This window comes from Halosaccharopolyspora lacisalsi (assembly GCF_014137975.1).
In the GTDB taxonomy this organism is placed as follows: Bacteria; Actinomycetota; Actinomycetes; order Mycobacteriales; family Pseudonocardiaceae; genus Halosaccharopolyspora; species Halosaccharopolyspora lacisalsi.
The window spans coordinates 217904-239341 of sequence record NZ_JACGWZ010000003.1 but is presented as its reverse complement, the minus strand read 5'-3'; the positions used below and the strand labels follow the sequence as shown (position 1 = coordinate 239341).

Genomic DNA, 21438 nt, shown 5'->3' with positions numbered 1-21438 from the left:
CCCAGCAGCGGTCGCACGCCTGCGGCCATCGGGGGCTGGCCCAGACTTTTTCAGACTAGCAGGTGAATCCATCCAGTCAACGATCTTGCGTTGACGGTGGACGAAAACCCGCCACCCGCACCAGGACCGACCTCCGGTTCCCCCTTGGCTCGCGGCCTCCGGAGCAGGCATTATCTACTCGTCAGTAACCACAATGAGGGGTGGACGTGTGGCAACCGACCGGATCGAACAGGCACAGCGACTGCTCCGACGGAGCTCGACCGCTCTCGGCGAGCGCACCTCCGCGTCGCGGGTCAAGGAGCCACTGCTCAGCGTGCTCACGCTCGCCCGCCGGGGCGTCGTACGACCGATGCGGCCGGACAAGCTGATCCGGATCGCCCGCGCCTACATGCGCTGGGGCGTCACGCCACCGTTGGGCTACGCCGTGGGAGCCGTGCGGCACCCGGACCGCCCCGCGGTCATCGACGACCGGGGCGCCCTCAGCTACGCCGAGATCGAGCACCGCACCACCCGGATGGCCCGCGGCCTGCTCGAACGCGGGGTGACCAGCACGAGCCGCGTGGGGGTGCTGTGCCGCAATCACCACGGTCCGGTGGAGGCGATGTTGGCCTGCTCCAAGGTCGGAGCCGACGCCGTGCTGATCAACACCGGGCTGACCTCCCAGCAGGTGAGCAAGGTGCTCACCGAGCAGGGCGTGGGGCTGCTGATCGCCGACTCCGAGTTCGCCGAATCGGCCGAACTCGGCGATGTCGAGTTGGTGCTGTCCTGGACCGAGGGCACCACCACGCACACCACGCTGGAACACCTGATCGGCAGTTCATCGGCCCGCGCCCTGCCGAAACCGCCCCGGCACGCGAGGATGATCGTACTGACCTCGGGAACGACCGGAGCGCCGAAGGGCGCGCGACGCCCGGACCCGCCCGGACTCTCCGCTCCCGCCACGATCCTGGACCGTGTTCCGCTGCGCAGCGGGGAGCGGATCCTGCTGCCCGCGCCGATCTTTCACACCTGGGGGCTGGCCGCCTTCCAGCTCGGTGCCGTCCTCGGCGCCACCTTGGTGCTGCCTCGCAAGTTCGAGCCCCAACAGGCCCTGGCCAGGCTGCAACGACACCGGTGCACGTCCATGTTCGTGGCCCCGGTGATGCTGCAACGCATTCTCGAGATCCCCGAGGACGTGCGCCGCCGCTACGACCTCGGCTCGTTGCGCGTCGTCACCTGCAGCGGCTCGGCGCTGGGCTCCGAGCTGGCGGAACGCTTCCAGCGGGCCTTCGGCCCCGTGCTGTACAACTTCTACGGCTCGACCGAAGCCTCGTGGGTGAGCATCGCCACTCCCGAGGATCTCCGGCGGGAACCGGGTACGTCGGGCCGGGCCCCGCGCGGGACGACGTTGCGCATCCTCGACGAGACGGGGGATCCCGTTCGACCGGGCGAGCTGGGGCGCATCTTCGTCGGCAACGACATGCTCTTCGACGGGTACACCAACGGCAGCGGCAAGGAGACGGTCGACGGGCTGATGTCGACCGGTGATCTCGGGCACCTGGACTCGGCCGGGCGGCTGTTCATCGCGGGCCGCGAGGACGACATGATCGTCTCGGGCGGGGAGAACGTCTACCCCAAGGAGACCGAGGAGGCGATCGCGGCCCTGCCCGGGGTCACCGAGGTGGCCGTGGTCGGAGTCGACGACTCCGAGTTCGGCCGGCGGCTGGCCGCGTACGTCGTCGCCCGTCCGCAAGCGCACCTGGACGCCGACACCGTCCGGGAGCACGTCCGCGGAAAGCTCTCGAAGTTCGCCCGGCCCCGGGACGTGGTCTTCCTCGACGAGCTGCCCCGCAACGCCACCGGCAAGGTCGTGCCCGCGCGACTGCCCGACCCCGGTGAGCTCTGAGCGGACACGACGCACCGACGATTTCGCGATCACCGTGTGTGTCACGTTAGGCTCACCCGGGTGAACGATCGTCTAGTGTGGATCGACTGCGAAATGACCGGCCTGGATCTCGGCAAGGACGCCTTGGTCGAGATCGCGGCACTGGTCACCGATGCCGATCTCAACATCCTCGGAGAGGGCGTGGACATCGTCGTCCACGCCGACGACGAGACCTTGGCCACCATGCCCGACGTGGTACGCGACATGCACGAGCGCTCCGGACTCACCGAAGAGGTCCGGAACTCGGCGATGAGCCTGGCCGAGGCCGAGCAACGAGTGCTGGACTACCTGCGTCAGCACGTGCCCGACGGGCGCTCGGCACCGCTGGCGGGCAACTCGATCGCCACCGATCGGGGCTTCATCGCCCGGGACATGCCCGCGCTCGACGAGTACCTGCACTACCGCATGGTGGACGTGTCCTCCATCAAGGAGCTGTGTCGCCGCTGGTTCCCGCGCATTTACTACGCCCAGCCCGAGAAGGGGCTGGCGCACCGGGCGCTGGCCGACGTGCACGAGTCCATCCGCGAACTCGCCTACTACCGGCGGACCGCGTTCGTACCGCACCCGGGGCCGAGCAGCGAGCAGGCTCAGGCGGTGGCGACCGAACTGCTCGCCGACAGTGCCGAGGTCGGCGGGACGCAGAAGGCCCGCGAGGAGCTCGGCGAGCAATGAGCCGCTGAGCTGGAAATATTCCTTATGCCCAACCGGTGACAAAGCCGTTTACGGCACACTGTAGGATGGTTGATGTCGCTGAGGGCAACCGTCGAGGACGGGCGGCCCGAGTGAACGTGGTGGGTGTAGCTCAGGCGGTAGAGCACTGGGTTGTGGTCCCAGGAGTCGCGGGTTCGAATCCCGTCACTCACCCCAACCGCGAAAGGCCCCGCTCCGAGTCGGAGCGGGGCCTTTCGCGTGAAACCACCCCGAACGCCGTCACTACTCCGCGGCTTCGTCCCGGAACATCGTGGCGACCTCGGAGGCCAGGGTCAGCGCACGCCGCGCCCACTCCGGAGAACTCCGCGCCAGCCCGCCCGACGGTGTGGGCACGCTGTGAGTCGCCAGCGTCCGTTTGGAGAAGCCCAGCCGCGCCGCGAGGTCCCGGGCGGGGCGCGCCGCCTGCCACACCGTGAACTCCTCCCGAGGGGCCGTACTGGGCACCAGCCCGAGGAACAGGGCCACCTCCTCCTCCCAGGCCTCACCGAGCTCGTCGGCCAACTCACCGGAGACGTCACCGAGGTCGGTGGCGTCCAGGGCGATCGCTCCGGCTCCCGCCCGGCGCAGCAGGCTGACCGGCGGACGTGCCGCGCCGCAGCGCACCACGAGCGGATTCGCGGTGGCCGCGGCCACTCTGTCGATCACTTCCGCCAGCAGCCGCTGCGCCTCGGGGTCGGGAACGGCGGGAACCGTGCCGTAACCCGAGGGAGTAGTCAGACTGCCTTCCAGGACGGCGGGCAGCGTCGGCTCGTCGAGCTGCACCAGCACGTTCGCGCCCGTGCGGGCGCCGACCTGTGCGGTGTGCTCGGCCAGCCCCTCGGCCAGGGAATCGGTGAAGTCCCGCAGGGCACCGTGATCGGTCAGCACGCGATGCCCGCGCTCGAGTTCGATCCCCGCCGCCAGCGTCCACGGGCCGGCGGCCTGAACCTTGACCGTGGCGGGGCTGCCCGCGGTCTCCGCGACGATCTCCAGCGCGTCGAGGTCCCAGTGCAGCAGGTCGACCGCTCGGCGCTGGTCGCGGCCGGAGCGCGCGGCTGCCCGGTAGCCCGACGGAACCACCTCGACGGGCAGGTCCAGCAGCATGCCCGCCGTGCGGCCGAGCATGTCGGCCCCCACTCCCCTGGCGGGCAGTTCCGGCATCGGCATCAGGTCGGGCAGCATCCCGGCGACGAGCCGGGCGGTCTCGGCGGGATCGGTTCCCGGCATCGAACCGATCGCGGTGGCAGTACCGGGTTTCCAGGGTGTCTCGGTCACACGTCCATTGTCGCGATCCGATGCCGGGCACCACCGTGACGGGTCGACCTCGGCCCGCGAGACGCTTTCGCGTCGTTCGAAAAATACCCGAAAGGTATTCAGTCACCTGACCGCGTGGCGCCGAGAATTTCACCGAGTCACCGATCCCGCGATCTCACGAATCCACTACTCCGGGAGAGTAACACCACACCGGTGTCATTGACGTGATCAGGCCATCCTGGTTTCCTGACAATCGGACCCGATTAGGCGCGATGAAATCGTCCGCGCACCCCGATCGAAATCAGAACACGAAATCGGACAAAGGCTCCATCATGGCCAAGACGCTGGAAGAGTGGGTCGATACGGCGGTTCGTCCGGTATCGGACCGATCGCCGAACTGGCTCGCCGAGAACTACTTCTTCCGGGATCCGGCTCGCCCGCGGATCAGCGACAACGGGTACTTTCTGTCCCCGGCGGACGGGATCGTACTCCATCAGCGGATCGTCGACCCGAGCGAGCGCGTGCTGGACATCAAGGGGGAGAACCACTCGATTCGTCACGTGCTGCGCGACGAGTCCTACGATCGGCGCAGCATGGTCATCGGCGTGTTCACGACCTGCTACGACGTGCACGTCAACCGTGTTCCCTACTCCGGCCGCCTGTCCTACTGGGAGCTCCCTGCCATCTCCGGCCTCGATCTGCCGACGCTGGACGTGGAGATGCTGGGCGTGGATAAGTCCCTGTTGCAGCAGCTGAAGCTCGCACCGGACTCCGCCGAGCACCCGCACCACAACCAGCGGGTGGTGAACAAGGTCCACGCGCCCGAACTGGCCCAGTCGTACTACGTGATCCAGATCGCCGACCACGACGTGGACGCGATCACGCCCTTCGGGCTGAGTCAGAACCGACCCGTCGGTCAGGGCGGACGATTCTCGCAGATCCGCTACGGCTCCCAGGTCGAACTCGTCGTTCCGCTGTCCCGGTGCTTCGACTTCGAGTTCGTCCAGCGGGACGGGGCGCACGTGGAGTCCGGGATCGATCCGCTGGTGTCCGTCCGCGGCCGGCGACGATATCTCCGCCCGATTCGAGGAAAGGAGTCCCGTGAGCAATCCGAGCCAGTTGAAACGTCCGGCCTTCCTGCTCAACGCGCCGTTTTCCTATGACACGGAGGTGGCCAACAACCCGTGGATGGTCGATCTCACCCAAGAGGATCGTGAACCCGACCCGGACCGGGCGATGACCCAGTTCATGGCACTGTACCGCTTTCTGGCCGCCGACAGCCTGGTGTGCGTACTGCCCACCCCGCGCACGAAGGGGCTCCAGGATCTCGTATTCACCGCCAACCTCGGAATCGTTCCGGAACACCTGTCCGACAAAAACACCGTGATCGTGTCGAACTTCACCCCCGAATCCCGTCGCGGCGAGACCGAGGTGGGCGTGCGGTTTTTCGAGTCGATGGGCTACCACGTGTACGTGCCCGAACACCGCTTCGAAGGCGAGGCCGACCTCAAGCATCTGTCCGGAAACGTCTACATCGGTGGCTACGGGCAGCGCACGGAGAAGAAAGTCTACGACTGGATGGAGCGCGAGTTCGGCATGGAGGTGATACGGATGCGCATGACAGAGCCGTACCTGTATCACCTGGACTGCTCGATCTTCCCGCTCACCACCGAGCGGACGCTGGTCTGCACCGAGGCGTACCGGGGAGGTGAGCTGCGCGCCCTGGAAAAGCGCACCGAGATCATCGACGTTCCCAAGGCCGTGGCCCTGCCCGGCCTGTGCAACTCCGTGCGGCTGCACAACACGATCATCAACGCTTCGGACATTCTCGAGCTCAGGGCCGGTACGGACGACTACGACCGGGAACTGGCCAAGAACCGGACGTTGGAGGACGTCGCCCGCAGGCTGGGTTTCGACGTGGCGTTGTTCAACCTCGACGAGTACACCAAGAGCGGAGCCATGCTCTCGTGCCTGGTCATGCACCTCAACCGTGACTCCTACGCCCACGATGCCCGGTGAGCGCGCATCGGGACCGCGGCTAGCGGGTGGCCGAGATGACGGCGCTGCCCAGCACCAGGTCTCCCTCGTCCTCGGGGCTGTAGAGCACCACCGACTGCCCCGGAGCCACCCCCTCCATCGGCTCGGCCAGCCGCACGCTCACCCCGGACTCCGTGACCTCGGCGGTGGCTCCGACCGTGTCACCGTGCGCACGGATCTGCGCACGACACTCGGTCGGCGCCGGCAACGGCTGCTCGGACGGCCAGATCGGGCGGGTGGCGTCGATGTCGGTCACGCCGAGGTGGTCGGCGTTGCCGACCTTGACGTCACCGGACACCGGCTCCAGCGACAGCACGTAGCGGGGACGGCCGTCGGGAGCGGGAGCGTCGATACCCAGTCCCTTGCGCTGACCGACGGTGAACCCGTGCACGCCGGTGTGCTCGCCGAGGACGGCACCGCTCTCGGCGTCGACGAGGTTGCCCGGCCGCTCCCCCAACCGGGAGTCCAGGAACTTCTTGGTGTCGCCGTCGGGGATGAAGCAGATGTCGTGGCTGTCCGGCTTCTGGGCCACCGCCAGGTCACGCTCGTCCGCCTCGGCGCGCACCTCGGACTTCCACGAGTCACCGAGCGGGAACATCGCGTGCCGCAGCTGTTCGGGCGTCAGCGAAGCCAGCACGTAGGACTGGTCCTTGCCGGTGTCCCGGCTGCGCCGCAGCAGCGGTGTCCCGTCGACGACGGACAGACGCGCGTAGTGGCCGGTGGCCACCGCGTCGAAGCCCAGCCCCATCGCCTTCTCCAGCAGGGCCTCGAACTTGATCTTCTCGTTGCAGGTCATGCACGGGTTCGGGGTGCGCCCCGCCGCGTACTCGCCGACGAAGCTCTCGACGACCTCCTCGGTGAAGCGCTCGGCGAAGTCCCACACGTAGAACGGGATGCCCAGGATGTCGGCGGCCCGACGCGCGTCCCGGGAGTCCTCAACCGTGCAGCATCCGCGCGCCCCGGTACGCAGGGTTCCCGGCTTCGCCGACAGTGCCAGGTGCACGCCGGTGACGTCGTGCCCGGCTTCCACGGCTCTGGCCGCCGCCACGGCGGAATCCACGCCGCCGCTCATAGCTGCGAGTACTCGCACGCTCACACCTCCGTCGGAGTGGTCGTCACCGGGTCCACCGGGTTCTTGCGCAGACCGGTCAACCCGGCGCTGCGTGCCCTTCGCACCGCCGGGCCGATCGCGGCGGTGAGTGCCTGGACATCCGCGGGAGTCGAATCGTGTCCCAGGGAGAACCGCAGCGACCCCCGCGCGGCCGTCGGTTCGGCGCCCATGGCCAGCAGCACGTGACTGGGCTCGGCCACTCCGGCCGTGCAGGCCGATCCGGTGGAGCACTCGATGCCCTGGGCGTCCAACAGCATCAACAGGCTGTCGCCCTCACAGCCGGGGAAGGTGAAGTGCGCGTTGCCGGCCAACCTGCCCGGTCCGTCGGCGGTGGGCTCGTCCGGATCGCCGTTGAGGACGGCGTCGGGCACGGCGTCGCGTACTCCGGTGATCAGCTCGTCGCGCAACCGTGCCAGTTCGCCGACGTGGTCCGCGCGTGCGTCGACGGCCTCTCGCACCGCGCTGGCCAGTCCCAGGACGGCCGGTGTGTCGAGGGTGCCGGAACGCACCTCGCGTTCCTGCCCCCCACCGTGCAGCACGGGGGTGCACTCCACGTCACGGGCGAGTACCAGCACGCCGATCCCGTACGGTCCGCCGATCTTGTGACCGGTCATGGTCAACGCCGCGGCACCGGAGGTCCCGAAGTCGACGGGCAGGGTCTCGATCGCCTGCACGGCGTCAGTGTGCAGCGGAACCCCGTGTGAAGCGGTGACCGCGGCGAGATCGGCCACGGGATTGACCGTGCCGACCTCGTTGTTGGCCCACATCACCGTGGCCAGGGCCACCTCGTCCGGCGCGGCGACGATGGCCCGTTCCAGCACCTCGGGCAGGACGCGGCCGTGAGCGTCGACTTCCAGCCAGGTGACCTCGGCCCCCTCGTGCTCGACGAGCCACTCGACGGCGTCGAGCACGGCATGGTGCTCCACCGCCGATGCCAGGATGCGACGGCGCTTCGGGTCCGCCGCGCGCCTGGCCCAGAAGATGCCCTTGACAGCCAGATTGTCGCTTTCGGTTCCCCCAGCGGTGAACAGCACCTCCGACGGTCGGGCGCCCAGCGCGGCGGCGATGCCCTCTCGGGACTCCTCCACCGCGCGACGCGCACGCCTGCCCGAGGTATGCAGGGACGAGGCGTTGCCGGAACGGGTCAACGCCTCGCTCATCACCGCAACAGCCTCCGGCCGCATCGGAGTGGTGGCCGCATGGTCCAGATACGTCATCGCCCTTCCAGGGTAATCCTCCCGACGTGGTGGACCGTCCTGCGGTCACGAAGCCACGCTCCGGTGATCAACCGGACACGAGCGGCACCGGAGGATGCGGCAGTTCCGGCAGGGACACGCCGCTCACGGCGGCCTCGCACCGACGCGCGAGCTCGCGGCGATCCCGAACCCGACGGGCGTCGACAGCGGGCAGCGTCCTGAGCTCGACGGTCAGCCCGCTTACGCGGGTCACCTCGCGAACCGACTCGACCAGGCTCATCTCCCCCACGAACGCCGCGGAGGTGCTCGACCGGCCGGTGCTCGTACCGAAGCGCAGTGACACCGGCCGCACCAGAGCACCGGCGTCCACGGCCGCCTGGAACACGGCGGGGCGGTACCGCCCCGAAGCCATCCCGCACCACGTGGTTCCCTCCGGGAAGGCCCCCACCACCGATCCGGCGCGCAGAGCCGCGCCGAGACGGTCCACGGCGGCGGGGAGCCCCGTCAGCCGGTCGCGGTCGATGTAGAGCGTGCCCGCCCGGTCGGCCAGGGGCCCGATCAACGGCCAGGTCCCCACCTCCTCCTTCGCCAGCATCCGCATCGGGTGCACGGCCTGGAGCGCGACGACGTCCAGCCAGGACACGTGGTTGGTCACGATCAACACCCCGCGCCCGGTAGGGGTCCACCGCCGATCCGGCACGACGCGGACACCGAACGCCCACAGCAGGCCCCGGAACCAGGACCGCACCAGTGTCCGTCCGGCCGAGCCACCCATCAGCGGCAGCACCGCTGCCAGAGCGATGCCGAGCAGGAGCACCGCCACCGCACAGGCCAACCGCAGCGCCTGCCGCGGGCGCCCGACTCGCGAAACGGTCTCGCGCTTTGGCAGGCAACACGGCCCGCACGGCGAGGACGGCCTCCACGCGTGTTCCGTGCTCATGCCGCGGTACCCAGGAAGTACTTGAGGTAGCGTTGATCCATCCGCTCCAGGTCGAGCAGGACGAAGAAGTCCGCCACTCCGAAGTCGGGATCGTGAGCGGGGGGCCCGCAGACCCACGCCCCCAGCCGCAGGTAGCCCCGCAACAACGGCGGAAGCGGCCCCTTCCGCACCGACGCGGTCGGATCGGCCTTCCACGGCAGGTGCGGTCGTACCCGGTACGGCTCGGGAACGTAGTGACGGGCGGACACCGTGTCCCACACTCGGGCGGCCAGCGCACCGCCGTCGGACAACGGCACCGAAGCGCAGCCGGCCAACCAGCGATGCCCGGACAGCAGCATGTAGCGGGCGATCCCCGCCCACACCAGACCCACGGCGGCACCGCTGCGGTGCTCACGGTGCACGCACGAACGACCGGCTTCGACCAGCGCCGGACGCAGCTCGTCGAGCGCGGTGAGGTCGAACTCGCTTTCCGAGTACAGCCGGCCGGCTTCGGCGGCACGCGCAGGAGGGAGCATCCGGTAGGTGCCGACGACCGCTCCGGTGCGGTCGTCGCGGACGATGAGGTGATCGCAGAACTCGTCGAAGGCGTCGGTCTCCGTCCCGGTGTCCCCGGTGACGTGCGCCCCCATCTCCTCGGCGAAAACCTGGTAGCGCAGGCGTTGCGCCGCACGCACCTCGTGTCCGGTTCCTGCCACCAGGAGCGAGTAGGGGGCTGTGCTCGATGACTGCCGGTCCGTGGTGCTGGCCAGCAACACCGACTCGGACTGTAGATCGGTCATGGGGCAGGTGTAGCCCCGCGCGGAAAACACCCGGTAGACCGCGCGGTGACACACGACAGGAACTTCCGGTGAATGCCCGGTACCCGGCCCGAACACGCCGAGGGCGGGCCGCCCTCGGCGACCCGCCCTCACTTCCGGACGTCAGGCACGCGATGGTGGTGCGATTTTCCCTAAAGTTGTGGCACAACTTTAGGGAAAATCGTCAAACCCCTCGGCAAGGGTCCTCATCAGCCCTGGCGTTTGCCGATCTCTTCGGTGAGTTGGGGGGCGACCTGGAACAGGTCTCCGACGACGCCGAAGTCGGCGATCTCGAAGATGGGGGCCTCGGCGTCCTTGTTGACGGCCACGATGGTCTTCGAGGTCTGCATGCCGGCGCGGTGCTGGATCGCCCCGGAGATGCCCAGCGCGAGGTACAGCTGCGGCGACACGGTCTTGCCGGTCTGGCCGACCTGGAACTGGTGCGGGTAGTACCCGGAGTCCACCGCCGCGCGCGAGGCGCCCACCGCCGCGCCCAGCGAGTCGGCCAGCTTCTCGACGACCGCGAAGCTCTCCGCGCTGCCCACGCCCCGGCCACCGGAGACCACCACGTTGGCCTCGGTCAGCTCGGGACGGTCCCCGGCCTCGACCGGCTGCCGCGCGGTGACCCTGGCGGCGGTGGCCGCGTCCTGGGCCGGGACCTCCACGGCCTCGACCGCGGCCGCGCCCTCGGCGGAGGCGACCTCGACGCTGCCCGGCAGCACCGAGATCACCGGCGTGCCCGTGGCCACGGTCGCGGTGGCCTCGTAGGAACCGCCGAACAGCGAGTGCGAGGCCACTCCCGCGGAGTCCAGGTCGACGACCTCCGAAAGCAGCCCGGAGCCGAGCCGCACCGCCAGGCGACCGGCGATCTCCTTGCCGTCCACCGAAGCCGGGATCAGCACCGCCGCCGGGCTGGTGCGCTCGACCAGCGCGGCCAGCACGTCCACCGCCGGAGTCACCAGGTAGTCGTCGACCTCGTCGGACTCGGCCGCGTACACCGTGGCGGCCCCGGAGGTGTTCACCGACGCCGCGACCTTCTCGCCCGCGCCGGACGTGCCCACCACGACCGCCGCGGGATCCCCCAGCCGACGTGCGGCCGTCAGCAACTCGTGGGTGACCTTCTTGACCTCGCCGCCGGCATGGTCGGCCAGGACCAGCACCTCAGACATGAAAAAAGCCTCTTCTCCTCGCGAACCGACGGCTGTCTCAGACCAGCTTCTGGCCGGACAGGAACTCCACGACCTGCACGCCACCGTTGCCCTCGTCGGTGACCTTCTGCCCGGCCTCCTTCGGAGGCGCCGGTGCCGAGGACACCACCTGGCTACCGGCGTTGGCCAAGCCCACCGCGCCGGCGTCGATGCCGGCGTCGGCCAACGACAGCACGCTCACGGGCTTCTTCTTCGCGGCCATGATGCCCTTGAACGACGGGTACCGCGGCTCGTTGATCTTCTCCGTCACGCTGACCACGGCGGGCAGGTTCGCCTCGACCGTGGCCACACCGGCGTCGGTCTCCCGCTCCACGGTCACCGCGGAACCATCGGAGGTGACCTTGCGCGCATGCGTCAACTGCGCCCATCCCAGCAGCTCGGCCAGCATCGCCGGCACCGCGCCACTGCGGCCGTCGGTGGACTCGTTGCCCGCCACGACCAAATCCACCGACTCCACCGTGCCGATCGCGGCGGCCAGCGCCCGCGCGGTGGCCACCGCGTCCGAACCGTGCAGGCCCTCGTCCTGCAAGTGCACCGCCTTGTCGGCCCCCATCGACAGGGCCTTGCGGATGGCCTCGTTCGCACGCTCCGGGCCCATGCACACGGCCGTCACCTCACCACCGTGGGCTTCCTTGGCCAGCAACGCCTCCTCCACCGCACGCTCGTTGATCTCGTCGAGCACCGCATCCGCAGAGGCACGGTCCAACGTGTGATCCGAACCCGACAACTTGCGCTCGGACCACGTGTCCGGCACCTGCTTCACCAGGACAACAATGTTCATGGGTCCTCTTCGACCTCCCGCGGACTGATGACGGCATCGGACTCACTACCCCGGCAGAGTAGCCGGGGGGCCGACATTGCCACGGAGCCGTCCCAAAGACACAGTGACGCCGACCACCCCTCATGTTACTTGTCGGTAGCCCCTGCGTAACCGGGGTATGGACGTGAGGGTACTCACGCCGTCACCGCTTTTTGCACCCGGACGGAGCAATCCGTCCCTCCTTGGCGACGAAGAAGGACACGCAGGGTGTCGAACATGAATGCTGTTTACGATTAGTAGTCTTGGTGCATGAGCCAACGTGTGGCCCTCGTGACCGACTCCACCGCCTCCGTCCCCCCGGACGTCGCCGAACGGCTGGGCATCACCGTGATTCAGCTGGAACTGCGGGTCGGCGAGGAGTACGACGACGAACGACGGGTCCCGCACGAGCGGCTGGCCCAGGCCCTGCGCGACGGCGTACCGGTGTCCACCGCGCCACCCCCTCCTCCGGCCTTCTTCTGGAACTACAGCGACATCGCCAGCACGGGCGTGGAGGCGATCGTGTCGGTACACCTGTCGGAGGGCATGTCGCAGACGTGCGAGTCCGCTCGCGTCGCCGCCGCCGAGATCGGCGTCCCCGTCCACGTCGTGGACTCGCGACTGTGCGGCCTGGGCCTGGGCTACCCCGTGATCGCAGCGGCCGAGGCGGCTGCCGCCGGGGCGACGCTGCAGGGCGTGCTCGGCGTACTGGACCAGCGGCTGCGCACCACGAGCGAACTGCTCTACGTGGACACCCTGGAGTACCTGCGGCGCGGCGGACGTGTCGGCCGGGCGCAGGCCATGCTCGGGCAGACGCTGTCGATCAAGCCGGTGCTCACCCTGCGGGACGGCCAGCTGGAACCGCTGACCAAGGGCGTCGGCCCGGACCGGGCGCTGAAGAAGGCGGTCAGGACCGCCGTGGACAGGGCGGGGGACGGTCCCGTGGACATCGCCGTCGAGCACTTCCAGCAGGGCGAACGAGCCGAGGAGCTCGGCAACCGGCTGCAAGCGCGATTGCCGCGGTCCCGCAAGCACATGCTGGAGCACACCAGCGCGATCATCGGCGCCCACACCGGCCCCGGCGCCATCGGCATCACCATTTCTCCCGCCTGAGGAGCATCATGGGCCGATGGACGACTTGCACCAGGTCCACGAGCCCGACGCGGAGCAACTCGCCGCGGTGCGCGCGCTGCTGGACGCGGCGTTCGAGGGGGAGTTCGGCGAGGACGACTGGACGCACGCCCTCGGCGGTCTCCACGTCATGCTGATGCGGGCGGGGAAGCTGCTCGCCCACGCAGCGGTGGTTCCGCGCACGCTGTACTACGACGGCCGCCCGCTGCGCACGGGATACGTCGAGGGGGTGGCCGTGCACCCGTCGCACCAGCGGCGTGGTTGCGGAACACGAGTCATGACGTCGGCCACCGAACACGTCCTCGAAACCTACGAGCTGGGAGGGCTCTCCGACGGCAGCGGCTTTCCCGGCTTCTACCGACGTCACGGCTGGCTCCCCTGGCTGGGCCCGACGAGCGTCGCCACCGCGCAGGGGATGTTCCGCACCGCCGACGAGGACCACTTCGTCCGCGTCCTGCCCACGGCCCGCAGCGGCGACCTCTCCCTCCGAGCCCCGCTGGCCTGCGACTGGCGCCCCGGCGACGTCTGGTGAGTGCGGGTCGTGCGGTTTCGCGCGAAACCGCACGACCCGCACTCCGACGCGGAGCGGCGACCGTCAGTGAGTGGGGTCCGGGGCCGACTCGATCGGCTCGGCGACGACGGCGGGCTCACCAGCGGGCCGTGCCGCCATCGTCATCACCAGCGCCCCCAGGGCGGCGATCGCGCCGAAGACGTAGAAGCCCCACGGGTAGGCGATGTTCGCCGTCAGCAGCGCACCACCGAGCATCGGTCCCGTGATCGCACCGATACGACCGACCCCGGTGGACCAGCCGAGACCGGTGGCCCTGCTGGCGGTCGGGTAGGCGCGACCCACGAAGGCGTAGACCAGCACCTGCGCGCTGAAGACGAAGAACCCGGCCAGCAGCACGACCGCGTAGAGGCCGACCGCGGGAAGCTTGATGCTGAGCAGCGCCAACAGCACCGCCGCCGCGACGAACCACAACAGCGTCGACCGCTTCACACCGGCGCGATCGGCGACCCGACCCGCCACGAGCAGGCCGAGCACGGCACCCACGTTCAGCGTCAGCAACAGCCCCAGCGCCGCACCGAGCGGGTAGCCGGCCGCACGCATGATCTCGGGCAACCACGTGTTGAGCCCGTAGACGAGGATCAGCCCCAGGAACGAGGCCACCCAGAACGCGACGGTGGAGCGGGCCATACCGTCACGGAACAGCAGCGCGATGCTCTCCCTGGCGGAGGCACCCGTACTCGAAACAGCGGACTTCCGCTCCCGGAAAGCAGTCGACTCCGGCAGGTACAGCCAGATCAGCGGCACCAGCACCAGCGCGGGCAGAGCGCCCGCGACGAACATCGACCGCCACCCCAGCGAGGAGAGCAGCACCAACCCGAGCACCGCGGTGAGCACGGCACCGGCGTGGTAACCGGTCATGAGCGTCGTCGTCGCACTGCTGCTCTTGCCGCCCCGCGCGTGCTCGGTCACCAGCGTGATGGCGGTGGGCAGGCAGCCACCGAGGCCCAGACCGGCCAGGAAGCGCAGCAGACCGAACACGAACATCGACGGCGCCACCGCGCACAGCAGGACGAACAGCGAGAAGCTCGCCACGGACAGCATCAGCACCTTGCGGCGCCCGATCAGGTCGGTGATCGTACCGACCACCAGGGCACCGACCATCATGCCGATCAGTCCGATGGTCGTGACCAGCGAAGCACTGGCCTCGGTCATCCCCCACACGCCCTTGTCGAGCATGACGGGAAACACCGTGCCGAGCACGACCAGGTCGAACCCCTCAAGAAGCACCGTCGCCCAACACAGCGGCAGCACCCAGCCGGAGCCCGCTCGGGTGGTTCTCTCGGTATCCGGCACAGCACTCTCCCCGCACAGCTAATTCCGATTCGTGTTCACGAACCTTCCGACCAACAGCCAAAAGAGTGACGTTGACCTGTGTCATATGTCCAATACCATCTTGTGTCAGTACTCATATGACAAAGCTATGACTCGGCACACTGCGGGAGTGGCGATGGAGCTCAGGCATCTGCGTTACTTCGTCACGATCGCGGAGGAGCAGAGCCTCACGCGCGCCGCCGCGCGCCTGCACATCGCCCAACCGCCGCTGAGCGCCCAGCTGCGCAAGCTCGAAACCGAGTTGGGGACCACGCTCGTGCATCGCAGCGCGCGGGGTACTCAACTCACCGAAGCGGGGCGCATCCTGCTGGAGGAAGCGCGCCGGATCCTGCACGAGGTCGACCAGGCGGCCCGGATGACCCGCGAGGTGGGCAGCGGACTCGTCGGGAGACTGGCGCTGGGGTTCATCCCCTCGGCGACCAACGCCGTGCTGCCACCGATCCTGCGGCGGTTCAAGACCGCGTACCCGGAGGTGTCGCTGCACCTCCAGGAACTGCGCCCCAACGAGATCGTCGACCGGCTGCACGACCGCAGACTCGACGTTGGGCTGTTCTACCTGCCCTACAGCGATCCCTCGCTGCGGGTGCACTGCGTGGCCGATGAATCCCTGGTGTTGGCGCTGCCCACCACGCACCGACTCGCGCACCGCACCGAGGTGGATCTTTCGGAGATGGCCGACGAGCCGTTCATCCTGCCCGCCCGGCACAGCAGCATCCCCGGGCTGTACACGATCGTCATCCAGGCGTGCGAGCAAGCGGGGTTCACACCGCGCGTCGTTCAGCGCGACGTCTGGCTCATGCAGACGATCGTGGGCCTGGTCGCCGGCGGAATCGGCGCTTCCGTGCTCCCGGACTCGATCCGGCAACTTCCCCGCGCCGGGGTCACGTTCCTGCCGCTGACGGGTACCCGCGGGAGAGCACGCACGGCGATGGCCTGGCGGGACAGCACGGAGTCACCCGTGCTGCGTTCCTTCCTCGACATCGCCGCCGCGGAGTGAGCCGCTTACGCGCTCACCTTGTCCATAGCCCTGTGCAGGCGTTTCTCCGAGATCGAGTGGGCCGTCCTGACTTCCTGGGCGAAGTAGCTGACCCGCAACTCCTCGATCATCCACCCGATACCGCGCAGGGGCTCCGGGACCGGCTGCCCCTTGGGCACCTGGTCGAGCAGCTCCCGGTACCGCTGCTGCACGTCGCGGACCGAGTCCATCCACTCCTTGTCGCGCCGGGGATTGCGCGGCGCCTTCTCCAGCCGGTACTCCAGCGCCCGCAGGTACCGGGTGACGTCGGGCAACCGTTGCCACCCGGTGGCGGTGACGAAACCCGGGTACACCAGGTTCGACAGCTGCCCGCGAACGTCGCGCCACGTCTCGGCCGGCAACGAGCGCTTCTTGTCCGTCAACGCGGCCTCGGCCTGCTGCCACGCGGCGAGGGCCTGCTCCACCCGGCTCATGACATCGGCCGAGGTCCTGTTCAGACCCTCCCGGACGTCGGTGAGCAGCCGGGAGAAGCCCTCCGGCGTCGACACGGGCCAGCCCGACTCGACCATCAGCTTGTCCACCGCGCCCGCGACGCAGTCCTCCAGCATCCCGGTCACGTCACCGTGCGGGGTGCGGCTGAACACGAGCTTGGCGTTGGTGCTCATGGCCCGCTGCAGGAACTTGGTCGGCGAGTTGATGTTGAGCAGCACCAGCCGCCGCGTGCCCTTCCACAGTGCGCTCCGCTGCGCGGACTCGGTCTCGAACACGCGCACCGCGACGCTGTCGCCCTCGTCCACCAGTGCCGGATAAGCCCGGACCACCCGGCCGTCGCGCTGTTGCTCGACCTTGCGGGGCAACTTGCCGAAGCTCCAGTCGCGCAGCCCTTCGCGCTCGTACTTCTCGGCAGCGGCCGAGATCTCGGCTCGCACTTTCGGGTGCAGACGCTGCTTGAGCGCGTCGAGGTCCTTGCCCTCCGCCACCGCGTGACCCTCGGAGTCGACGATGCGGAAAGTGATCTTCAGGTGGTCCGGGACGCTGTCGAGCTGCCACGCGTCGTGCGGCACGACCACGCCGCTCATTCGCCGCAGCTCCCGCTCCATCGAGTCCAGCAACGGCTCCGCGCGCGGCGTCATCCGCTGCAGCACCGCCCTGGCGTGGTCGGGAACCGGAACCAGGTCGCGCCGGACCGGTTTGGGCAACGACTTGAGCAGAGCGGTCACCAGTTCCTCCCGCAGCCCCGGAATCTGCCAGTCGAAGCCCTCCGGCCCGATCTGGTTGAGCACGTTCAGCGGAACGTGCACGGTGACGCCGTCGGCGTCGGCACCGGGCTCGAACTGGTACGTCAGCGCCAGCTGGTGCCGGTCCTGCTGCCAGTGGTCCGGGTAGTCGTGCTCGGTGATTCGTTCGGAGTCGGTGTTGACCAGCAGCGACCGCGGGAAGGTCAGCAAGTCCGGCTGCGACCTGCGCACCTTCTTCCACCAGGTGTTGAAGTGGACGGCCGAGACGACCTCGCTGCCCACGCGCCGGTCGTAGAAGTCGAACAGCGTCTCGTCGTCGACGACGATGTCCCGGCGGCGTGCCCGCTGCTCCAGCTCCTCGACCTCGGCCAGCAGCGCGCGGTTGGTGTGGAAGAACTCGTGGCGGGTCTCCCAGTCGCCCTCGACCAGCGCGTGCCGGATGAACAGCTCCCGGCACAGCTCCGGTTCGATCTTGCCGTACTGGACCTTGCGCCCGGCCACCAGCGGCACCCCGTAGAGGGTGACCGTCTCGTAGGCCATCACGGCACCCCGCTTGGCCTCCCAGTGCGGTTCGCTGTAGCTGCGCTTGACCAGGTGGCCGGCGAGTTTTTCGATCCACTCCGGTTCGACGCTGGACACGGTGCGCGCCCACAGCCGGGAGGTCTCCACCAGTTCCGCGGCCATGACCCAGCGCGGCGGCTTCTTGGCCAGCGCCGATCCGGGAAAGATCGCGAACCGCGCGTTGCGGGCGCCCTGGTACTCGTTCGGCCCCTTCTTGCGGCCTCCCTGCGAGCCGGACTTGCGCTCCTCCTCCTTGAGCCCTATGTGCGAGAGCAGCCCCGCCAGCAGCGACTGGTGGACCCGGGCCGAGTCGGCGGGTTCGTCGTTGACCGAGATCCCCAGCGACTTGACCATCTGGCGCAGCTGGCCGTAGAGGTCCTGCCACTCGCGGATGCGCAGGTGGTTGAGGAACTCCGCCTTGCACTGCTTGCGGAACTGGTTGGACGACAGCGCCTTCTGCTGCTCGCGCAGGTGGTTCCACAGGTTGAGGTAGGCGGAGAAGTCCGACTCCTTGTCGGTGAAGCGCGCGTGCTTCTCGTCCGCGGCCTGCTGCTTGTCCGTGGGGCGCTCGCGGGGATCCTGGATCGACAGGGCCGCGGCGATGACCATCGTCTCGCGCACGCACCCGTTTCGTTCGGCCTCCAGCACCATCCGCGCCAGGCGCGGGTCGATCGGCAGCTCGGCCAGCTTGCCGCCGATCGCGGTCAGCCGCCGCTTCGAGTCCTTGCTCCCGGACTCCAGCGCACCCAGCTCGTGCAGCAGGTTCACCCCGTCGGTGATCTGGCGCTTGTCCGGCGGCTCGACGAACGGGAAGGAGGCGACGTCACCCAGGTTCAGCGAGGTCATCCGCAGGATGACCGAGGCGAGGTTGGTGCGCAGGATCTCCGGGTCGGTGAACTCCTGGCGGGCCAGGAAGTCGTCCTCCGAGTACAGCCGGATGCAGATGCCCTCGGAGACCCGGCCGCAACGCCCCTTGCGCTGGTTGGCCGAGGCCTGCGAGATCGGCTCGATGGGCAGGCGCTGCACCCGCGTGCGGTAGCTGTAGCGGGAGATGCGCGCGGTGCCGGGGTCGATCACGTACTTGATGCCCGGCACCGTCAGCGAGGTCTCGGCGACGTTGGTGGCCAGCACGATGCGGCGGCCGGAGTGCTGCCGGAACGCGCGGTTCTGCTCGGCGGTCGACAGTCTCGCGTACAGCGGCAGGATCTCGGTGTCGCGCAGATTGCGCTGCTCCAGCGCATCGGCGGTGTCCCGGATCTCCCGCTCACCGCTGAGGAACACCAGGACGTCGCCCGGCCCCTCGGCGGCGAGTTCGTCGACGGCCTCGCAGATCGCCTGGGCCTGGTCCCGCTCGTTGTCCTCCCACTCGTCGGAGTCGTCGACCAGCGGCCGGTACCGCACCTCGACCGGGTAGGTACGGCCGGAGACCTCCACGACGGGGGCGTCGTCGAAGTGCCGCGAGAACCGCTCGGGGTCGATGGTCGCCGAGGTGATGACCACCTTCAGGTCCGGTCTGCGCGGGAGCAGCTGCTTGAGGTAACCGAGGATGAAGTCGATGTTGAGGCTGCGCTCGTGGGCCTCGTCGATGATGATCGTGTCGTAGCGGCGCAGCATTCGGTCCCGCTGGATCTCGGCCAGCAGGATTCCGTCGGTCATCTGCTTGACCAGCGTGTCCTCGCCGGCGCGCTCCGTGAAGCGCACCTGGTAGCCGACCGCGCCGCCGAGCTCGGTGCCCAGTTCCTCGGCGATGCGCTCGCTCACCGTGCGTGCCGCCAGTCGGCGGGGCTGGGTGTGGCCGATCATGCCGTGCACACCGCGCCCCAGCTCCAGGCACATCTTGGGCAGCTGCGTGGTCTTGCCGGAGCCGGTGTCACCGGCCACGATCACCACCTGGTTGTCCCGGACGGCCGCCAGCAGGTCCTCCCGACGCTGGCTGACCGGTAGCTGCGGCGGGTAGCTGATCTCTGGCAGCTGGGCGCGACGCAGGTCCACCCGCGTCTGCGCGGTGTCGATGTCGGCGCCGATCTCCGTCGTGACGGCCTCCAGCGCCTCCGGATCACGGATCTTGCGGGCGCCTTCGATGCGCTTGCGCAACCGACGCTGGTCCGAGGGCATCAGGTCGGGCAGGCGGTCTCGCAGGTCGGCAAGAGCAGAGGTCACGGATGGCTGTCCCATACGACGTCTTCGAGGTTGAGCAGGCGGCGAGTTTCGTCCGTCGTTGTACAACGCCGCCGGGCAGGGCCTCATTCCTTGCTTTGCGCACGGTGGCGCACAACACCATATGGCCGCGGCGCGCAACGCCTCATCGGGGGGCGGTGGTCGGGTTACGGGTGGGCCGCGGCGCGCAGCGCTTCCTCGAGGGGTGGTGGTCAAGTTACGGGCGACCGCAACAGCGTAGCCGGAAACCCGCCCGCTCCACCACGAAATTCTTTCGCCCTTCCTCAGGTGCGCTCGGCGTGGCAGAGGTAGGCCGTGGGGGTGTCCCCGACGCGGGTCAGGATCACCGTCGCCTCGGCGGAGCCGTTGAGCTTGAGCCTGCGGCGGAGCGCGTCGGGGTCCACGTCCAGTCCGCGCACCAGGATCTCCAGTCGCCCCACGGCATGCCGCCGCAACAGCGTGCGCAGGTATTTTTCGGTATAGCGGCCGTGGTCGACCACGCGGAACGCGCGCACTCCCGCAGGTGGTTCGTCACCGGTCAGGTAGGCGATCCGCGAGTCGAGCTGCCCCAGGCCGTGCCGAGCGGCGTAGTGGCGGACCAACCCCGCGCGCACGATGGCACCGTCCGGATCCAGCAACCACTGCCCGACCTCGCGCACCGGGCACTCGTCGGGTTCGGCGTCGGTGATCGTCCACGCGGACGCGTCGGCACCGAGCACGGTGGCACGGCGGCGCACTCCTGACGTGGCGAGGCCACCGAACCAGAGGGACGCCTCCCGAACCTGCCCGGACAACGAGACGAGTTCGATCTCCGCGTGCGGTACGGCGTCGAAATCCAGCCCCGGTGCGCACTTGACCACCAGGTCACGCCCCGCGTAGGTCTCGATCAACTCGTCCAGGGGCGGGCGCAGATCCTCCGGCCGCCACCGGCGGCGTCCCCCACCGTCCCTGCGGCCCGGATCGGCGAGCACTGTCGTGGCCACAGTGGTCGGAAGCAGGGCGTCCGCCCGTGCCAGCGGAACGCCGCCGAGATTGTGCCGGGCCATGCTCAGGCGTACCGGGTCGAGGTCCGAACCCACGCACCGCCGCGCCACCACCGCGATCTCCCGCAGGTCCGCCCCGATCGAGCAGGTCACGTCGTGCACGTCGCGCCCGGTGAGCCTCCTCGCCCGGTGCCGCGCCACGGCGGTGGGCGTGGCCTGCTGCAGCCCCTCGTCGGTGAACAACCAGTCGCCCGCGGAGTCCAGTTTGGTCTCCGCACGGCGCCGCAGGGACGCGGTCTCCAGGGTCGCGGCGGCGAAGCGCTGCCCGGCGACCCGCCTGGCCCGGGCGGTGTCGTCCAACCGCGAGGAGGCCGTCAGGGGCAGCCGCGCGACGGCGGCCAGGGCCTCCGCCCCCTCGGGGGAACGCAGGTACGCGACATCGTCGAGGTCGAAGACGTAGGACACGGTCCCACATCCTCTCCCGTCCGACCTTCCGGACGAGACCGGCCCAGCGTGGCGGGGCCGAACGCACG

The 21438-nt window shown here is 69.1% G+C and carries 17 protein-coding genes and 1 tRNA gene; 8 read left to right on the top strand and 10 right to left on the bottom strand.

What is annotated here, in order from left to right; translation table 11 throughout:
• Positions 1–208: 208 nt before the first annotated feature.
• From FHX42_RS12635 to FHX42_RS12625, 3 genes are all read left to right on the top strand, one after another.
• Positions 209–1885, top strand: coding sequence for an AMP-binding protein (locus tag FHX42_RS12635; RefSeq protein ID WP_328796084.1), 1677 nt, complete (start codon positions 209–211; stop codon positions 1883–1885).
• A gap of 60 nt (positions 1886–1945) precedes the next feature.
• Entirely contained in the window at positions 1946–2596 is a 651-nt protein-coding gene (gene orn / locus FHX42_RS12630; protein WP_182544466.1) for an oligoribonuclease, read from the top strand.
• Between the two features lie 119 nt (positions 2597–2715).
• Positions 2716–2791 (top strand) — tRNA-His (locus tag FHX42_RS12625).
• Positions 2792–2857: 66 nt separating this feature from the next.
• On the opposite strand, the gene FHX42_RS12620 is transcribed toward FHX42_RS12625, so the two are convergent.
• On the bottom strand, positions 2858–3889 hold the full coding sequence (locus FHX42_RS12620; RefSeq protein WP_182544465.1) for a uroporphyrinogen decarboxylase/cobalamine-independent methonine synthase family protein: 1032 nt from the start codon (positions 3887–3889) through the stop codon (positions 2858–2860).
• Between the two features lie 311 nt (positions 3890–4200).
• On the opposite strand from FHX42_RS12620, the gene FHX42_RS12615 reads away from it, so the two are divergent.
• Positions 4201–5031, top strand: a complete 831-nt coding sequence (locus FHX42_RS12615) for a phosphatidylserine decarboxylase (RefSeq protein ID WP_182544464.1) — start codon at positions 4201–4203, stop codon at positions 5029–5031.
• On the top strand, positions 4970–5887 hold the full coding sequence (locus FHX42_RS12610) for a dimethylarginine dimethylaminohydrolase family protein (protein ID WP_328796083.1): 918 nt from the start codon (positions 4970–4972) through the stop codon (positions 5885–5887). Before FHX42_RS12615 ends, FHX42_RS12610 begins: the two co-directional genes overlap by 62 nt.
• A 19-nt stretch (positions 5888–5906) precedes the next feature.
• On the opposite strand, the gene mnmA is transcribed toward FHX42_RS12610, so the two are convergent.
• The 6 genes from mnmA to FHX42_RS12580 all read right to left on the bottom strand — a co-directional run bounded on the left by mnmA (position 5907) and on the right by FHX42_RS12580 (position 11938).
• Positions 5907–6995, bottom strand: a complete 1089-nt coding sequence (gene mnmA / locus FHX42_RS12605) for a tRNA 2-thiouridine(34) synthase MnmA (protein ID WP_182544463.1) — start codon at positions 6993–6995, stop codon at positions 5907–5909.
• A 2-nt stretch (positions 6996–6997) separates the two neighbouring features.
• On the bottom strand, positions 6998–8233 hold the full coding sequence (locus FHX42_RS12600; RefSeq protein WP_182544462.1) for a cysteine desulfurase family protein: 1236 nt from the start codon (positions 8231–8233) through the stop codon (positions 6998–7000).
• A 67-nt stretch (positions 8234–8300) separates the two neighbouring features.
• Positions 8301–9152 carry a lysophospholipid acyltransferase family protein gene (locus tag FHX42_RS12595; protein ID WP_182544461.1) on the bottom strand — a complete coding sequence of 284 codons (852 nt, stop codon included), beginning with the start codon at positions 9150–9152 and terminating at the stop codon, positions 8301–8303.
• Positions 9149–9931 (bottom strand): GNAT family N-acetyltransferase, encoded by a 783-nt coding sequence (locus FHX42_RS12590; protein WP_182544460.1) that lies wholly within the window; start codon positions 9929–9931, stop codon positions 9149–9151. Before FHX42_RS12590 ends, FHX42_RS12595 begins: the two co-directional genes overlap by 4 nt.
• A gap of 227 nt (positions 9932–10158) precedes the next feature.
• Entirely contained in the window at positions 10159–11118 is a 960-nt protein-coding gene (locus FHX42_RS12585) for an electron transfer flavoprotein subunit alpha/FixB family protein (protein ID WP_182543237.1), read from the bottom strand.
• 37 nt (positions 11119–11155) lie between these two features.
• A complete protein-coding gene (locus FHX42_RS12580; protein WP_182543238.1) occupies positions 11156–11938 on the bottom strand; it encodes an electron transfer flavoprotein subunit beta/FixA family protein in 783 nt (260 codons plus the stop codon).
• A gap of 288 nt (positions 11939–12226) precedes the next feature.
• On the opposite strand from FHX42_RS12580, the gene FHX42_RS12575 reads away from it, so the two are divergent.
• Both FHX42_RS12575 and FHX42_RS12570 read left to right on the top strand, forming a co-directional pair.
• Complete coding sequence (locus tag FHX42_RS12575; protein ID WP_182544459.1) at positions 12227–13069, top strand: DegV family protein; 843 nt, start codon at positions 12227–12229, stop codon at positions 13067–13069.
• A gap of 16 nt (positions 13070–13085) precedes the next feature.
• Positions 13086–13619 carry a GNAT family N-acetyltransferase gene (locus FHX42_RS12570; protein ID WP_182544458.1) on the top strand — a complete coding sequence of 178 codons (534 nt, stop codon included), beginning with the start codon at positions 13086–13088 and terminating at the stop codon, positions 13617–13619.
• Between the two features lie 63 nt (positions 13620–13682).
• Here FHX42_RS12570 and FHX42_RS12565 read toward each other — a convergent pair whose 3' ends face one another.
• A complete protein-coding gene (locus FHX42_RS12565; protein WP_407926241.1) occupies positions 13683–14909 on the bottom strand; it encodes an MFS transporter in 1227 nt (408 codons plus the stop codon).
• A 169-nt stretch (positions 14910–15078) separates the two neighbouring features.
• On the opposite strand from FHX42_RS12565, the gene FHX42_RS12560 reads away from it, so the two are divergent.
• A complete protein-coding gene (locus FHX42_RS12560) occupies positions 15079–15987 on the top strand; it encodes a LysR family transcriptional regulator (protein WP_220480246.1) in 909 nt (302 codons plus the stop codon).
• A gap of 5 nt (positions 15988–15992) precedes the next feature.
• Here the strand turns inward: FHX42_RS12560 and hrpA are convergent, their stop codons facing one another.
• Both hrpA and FHX42_RS12550 read right to left on the bottom strand, forming a co-directional pair.
• Positions 15993–19940 (bottom strand): ATP-dependent RNA helicase HrpA, encoded by a 3948-nt coding sequence (hrpA, locus tag FHX42_RS12555; RefSeq protein WP_182544456.1) that lies wholly within the window; start codon positions 19938–19940, stop codon positions 15993–15995.
• Between the two features lie 266 nt (positions 19941–20206).
• Positions 20207–21370 (bottom strand): THUMP-like domain-containing protein, encoded by a 1164-nt coding sequence (locus tag FHX42_RS12550; protein WP_182544455.1) that lies wholly within the window; start codon positions 21368–21370, stop codon positions 20207–20209.
• Between the last annotated feature and the right edge of the window lie 68 nt (positions 21371–21438).